Raw genomic sequence first — 4,289 nt, 5'->3', positions numbered from 1 at the left:
TCATATTCAAAATCATTTTTTATTATATTAGATGTTTTTTTCCTAGCCATAAATTATATCCTCCAGTACGTTTATGTATTCTCTATAAAGGATATATGATGATTTTATGTAAATTCTAAAGTTCTTAGAATTTTAGGACATAAGAATATATATTCTTTAGAATTTAAGAACTTAAGAATATACGAATTTACTTATAAAATGCGGGATTAGGGAATAATTATATAAATTTAATTGTAATTTTAATGTGATTTTTAAAGTTAAGACATATATCCATAGTAGCAGCTTATAAAATTTGTAGCTGTAAAAAAATTGTGGAGGTACTTAAAAATGATTAGAAATGAAATTAAGATTAGCGCAGAAGATAAGGAAGTGTTTGATAAAAAGCAGATAGCTTTGGCTATTAGAAATTCAACATTTGATGATGAGCTATCTTGTTCTTTGTTAGAGGATGGGATACTAAATAAATGTGAGGGTTGTTCTCTAAAATATATTTGTGATGGAATTGATAATGTGACTGAAGATTATATTAATAAGACAACAGAGGTTGTAAATAGCTTTTCTTTTGAATAAAACAACATTAATAAGACACATTGTAAAGAAAAACCAAGGTTTATGTGACCTTGGTTTTTAAGCATGTACATTTTGTAATTTAAAGAAAGATTATTAAGGGAAATATAGGTAAAGAAATAAAATTTTATAGTATAATAAGGATATGCTATTTATGAAAAATATAGCGTATTATTATTGTTTTGTAGAAAGTAAATAGGGATTAAAATTAAGATTCTTATAATGTCCATAATGGGAAGTAGAAGTAGTAAATAACTTACACAAGAGTGTCATAGGAGACATAACTGTATAAGATTAACTATATTTATAAACAATTAGTAAGTGAATATAATTTAAATAAAGAAAAGTTTGACAAAGGTGAAGAAGTAGATACACTTGAGTTGATGTTTATCGGATATGCTTTAGATGCTGCTGATACTGCAGAACGGAATTTTAAAATTAAACTTGATTTTTCTGAAGATAGTATTAAAGATGTTGAAAAAATTCTAGATAGATTAAATAAAACTATAGAGATTGATAATCCATCTGAAGATTTAGTATTAAAATTTGCTAAGGTATTTTCAGGATATATTGGTCAGGTTATTAAGATTAATTGGGGTGGAGAATGGAAAGATGAAAGTAATTTTGCAATTAAAAATGGACCAGCATTAAAAGTAAAAGATCAAGATTTATTCCTACTTTCAAAAGTTTATAGAAGAATTACAAGTGGTCCTGAGGATAATGTTTGGCATTTTTATCAAATTATAAAAAATGATATTGAAGGTACAAAAAATTTTGAAGAGGGCAGATTTATAAATTAAGAGTTAAAGAAAAGAAGTCTTGGATCAAAAAAATCTTTGGTCGATGAAACCAGGTAATATTGTATTTCTAAGATACTGAAGAAATATTATCATAAATTTAATATCATAATTATCCAAATATCCATTAGGCTAATAATGTGCATAACATGTAGAAGGTACGTAGCAATTAATTAAGAAATGTTCTTTGAAAATTGAATAATTTGATATTTATAACAATGCATAATCAAGAACGAAATTTATATCATTTTATATAAATAGTAAATTTTTAATATAAATTAATTAAGATGAATAATTCTAAATTTAATTTATTCATCTTGAATTAGCTAAATTATTAAAGGTTAAATCCATTAGAAATACACTTTAAAATGATTTCTGAAAGTTCTTCTGGTGATTCATTGAAATCATTATCTACCCAGCGCTTTATCATCATTGTGAAGCCAGCTTGAAGATAGACAAAGAAGTACATCATTTCATCTTCGGATTTAAAGCCTTTCTTTTGACAATAGGGTTTAACAATTTCGCTTAACAATGGTTCAAAGCCTTGTTCGATAGGAAAACTTTTACGAGTTTGCAGGCGTACACGGTAAAAGTTTCTGTACTCATATATAAAATTTAAAAATATAGTAATATATTTAGTGCTGAGAAAATTTGTTTTTGAAATCCCTGTACCTACATATAGAGACACAAGTTTTTTATGCATATTGAGTTCTGTTTTGTCTATTAAATCATAGGCATCTAAATAATGTGAATAAAATGTTGAGCGGTTGATGTGAGCTGAGGTGCATATTTCTCGAACAGTAATTTTACTGAAATCTTTATTTTCTAATAAATCCAATAAAGTTTGCTGTATTTTTAGTTCTGTATTTTGAAATCTCTCATTATTTCTTTTGTTCATTTTTGTTCTCCTATTTATTATTCCAACACATGTAGTGATAATGATGGTTGTGTCTCGTTGTTGATCATAATATACTATATTTACATTAATGAAACAAGTGTTGAAATAAAGGAGATGTTAATAATGAGAGCAGCTATTTATAATGGTCAGAAAAATATTGGATTAATAGAGATGGAAATGCCATCAGCTGGAGACAATGATATTGTTGTTAAGAATATATATTCAAGTATTTGTGGTACAGATGTAGCAGTTTATTTCCATGGTCCAGGTACTGGGCATAAAATTACTGTTGGCGGCGAGTTTGGTCACGAAATGGTTTCGGAAGTATTGCAAGTGGGTAAAAATGTGAAAGATATCAAAGTAGGTGATAGAGTATATCCATATCCTCTTCTTGCTAAGGGTGATCCTAAGCGTGCTGGTACTATAGGCGGATTTTCAGAATACATGTTAATTCCAAATGCAGAGTTAAATAAACAAGTATATGTGATAAGTAATAAAATATCTTCAAAAGAAGCCAGTTTAATTGAGCCGTTTACAATAGGATGCCGTGCAGCACGCAGAGCAAATCCAAAGCAGGGAGAAAATGCGATTATATTTGGAGCTGGAACTATAGGTATAGCAACAGCAATTGCATTAAAATATTTTGGGTGTAACAAGGTGATGGTATGTGACTTTTCTGATTTGAGATTAGAAAAAGCAAAGGGGCTTGGTATGGAGATTTGTAATAATGGTAGAGAAGATTTGAAATCTAAAGCGATGAAATACTTTGGTGAGGCCTCTTCCTTGAATGGAGCTACAGCAGATGTAGATATCTATATTGACGCAGCTGGTGCTGCCTCTATCCTAGATCTATATCAAGAGATTGGCAAGTTTGAATGTAGAATAGTAGTTGTTGCAGTTCTGGCAGGCAAAAGACCAGTAGATATTCTGGCTTTAACTTTCGCTCAACATGCATTAATTGGCAGTGGTGGATATAAGCCAGAAGATGTGAAGGATGTTATGACTATTATGGAAAGTGGTAAATGGGATATTAAATCCATCATAACTCATGAATTCCCATTGGAACAACTTCCACATGCCATTGAGACTGCGGGAGATGTAAATAATGCGCTAAATGTGGTTATTAAATACTAAGATTTTAAACAGTTGTCTATATTAAGCCAAATTTGTAAATTCAAATTCGTAAATTTGGGTACAGGCATTGGAGATATATTTAAATGATATTATAAAATTGAATAACAAATTAAAGAAATTATTCAATTATTAAAAGGTGAGGAGTTAGAAATATGATAGTTTATCATGGGTCTAATATTGATATAAAGGAACCTAAAATAATACAATCTAACAGGGCGCTAGACTTTGGGTTTGGATTTTATACAACCACATTTAAAGAGCAAGCAGAAAAGTGGGCCATTAGAAAATGCACTAATGCCTAATAATCAAGTATGTATTAACAATCAAGAAGTTATTGAGAAATGTTTAAAATATGTTGGTATGGAGGTAGTAAAATAATATGAAAATGAATGAATATGATGAAATTATGGTTATGCTTGTTGATGATATTATTGAAAATATAAGCAACCTAAAATCTATAAGTAAGTATGAATCAATGAAATTATTTTACACATCGCCTATATGTAAAATGCTTTATCAAAAAAATACAGGGTTATATACGCAAAGTGCTGCAAGTATAGCATATAGATGCATAAATTAATGGATAATAGAAATAAAGATGATATATAATCAATTCATTATGGAGGAATAAGCAGATGAATAGTACTGAAAATGATAAAAATTTATAAATACCGAATCTGTTTTATGGGCTGAAAGTTCTGAATTTATAGTTGATGAATTGTTTAGGGAATGGGAAAATAAATAATTATATAAGCCTAAATCAGGCTAGTTATTTATAAGAAGTATAAAAAAATAGAAGCTTGTCCATAAGCTTCTATTTTTTCATAAAACTAAGCCATTTCAAACTTAGTAACTTGTCTTTGAGCAACTTGAGCACCAGATTTCTTAGCTAA

General features: G+C 28.7%; 5 protein-coding genes and 1 pseudogene. 5 read left to right on the top strand and 1 reads right to left on the bottom strand.

Translation table 11 applies throughout. From position 1 onward, the window contains the following. The first annotated feature begins 327 nt into the window (after positions 1 to 327). Together COL3_RS24820 and COL3_RS24815 are read left to right on the top strand one after the other, a co-directional pair. The gene (locus tag COL3_RS24820) at positions 328 to 570 is read left to right on the top strand and encodes a hypothetical protein (RefSeq protein WP_008422396.1); all 243 of its coding nucleotides are present in this window, start codon (positions 328 to 330) and stop codon (positions 568 to 570) included. Positions 571 to 950: 380 nt separating this feature from the next. After that, positions 951 to 1,367 (top strand): hypothetical protein, encoded by a 417-nt coding sequence (locus tag COL3_RS24815; RefSeq protein WP_008422398.1) that lies wholly within the window; start codon positions 951 to 953, stop codon positions 1,365 to 1,367. A gap of 331 nt (positions 1,368 to 1,698) precedes the next feature. Here the strand turns inward: COL3_RS24815 and COL3_RS24810 are convergent, their stop codons facing one another. Then, positions 1,699 to 2,262, bottom strand: a complete 564-nt coding sequence (locus COL3_RS24810; RefSeq protein WP_008422400.1) for a TetR-like C-terminal domain-containing protein — start codon at positions 2,260 to 2,262, stop codon at positions 1,699 to 1,701. Positions 2,263 to 2,385: 123 nt separating this feature from the next. On the opposite strand from COL3_RS24810, the gene COL3_RS24805 reads away from it, so the two are divergent. From COL3_RS24805 to COL3_RS24795, 3 genes and pseudogenes are all read left to right on the top strand, one after another. Then, a complete protein-coding gene (locus tag COL3_RS24805) occupies positions 2,386 to 3,396 on the top strand; it encodes a zinc-binding dehydrogenase (RefSeq protein ID WP_008422401.1) in 1,011 nt (336 codons plus the stop codon). 152 nt (positions 3,397 to 3,548) lie between these two features. Continuing rightward, positions 3,549 to 3,674 (top strand): annotated as a pseudogene (locus tag COL3_RS24800) (DUF3990 domain-containing protein); the annotation flags it as partial. Positions 3,675 to 3,775: 101 nt separating this feature from the next. Continuing rightward, complete coding sequence (locus tag COL3_RS24795) at positions 3,776 to 3,976, top strand: hypothetical protein (protein ID WP_008422406.1); 201 nt, start codon at positions 3,776 to 3,778, stop codon at positions 3,974 to 3,976. The last annotated feature ends 313 nt before the right edge of the window (positions 3,977 to 4,289 follow it).

Source organism: Clostridium sp. LS (assembly GCF_002760435.1).
GTDB lineage: Bacteria > Bacillota > Clostridia > Clostridiales > Clostridiaceae > Clostridium.
The sequence above is the reverse complement of the archived record's forward strand: the minus strand, read 5'-3'. Positions and strand labels throughout refer to the sequence as shown.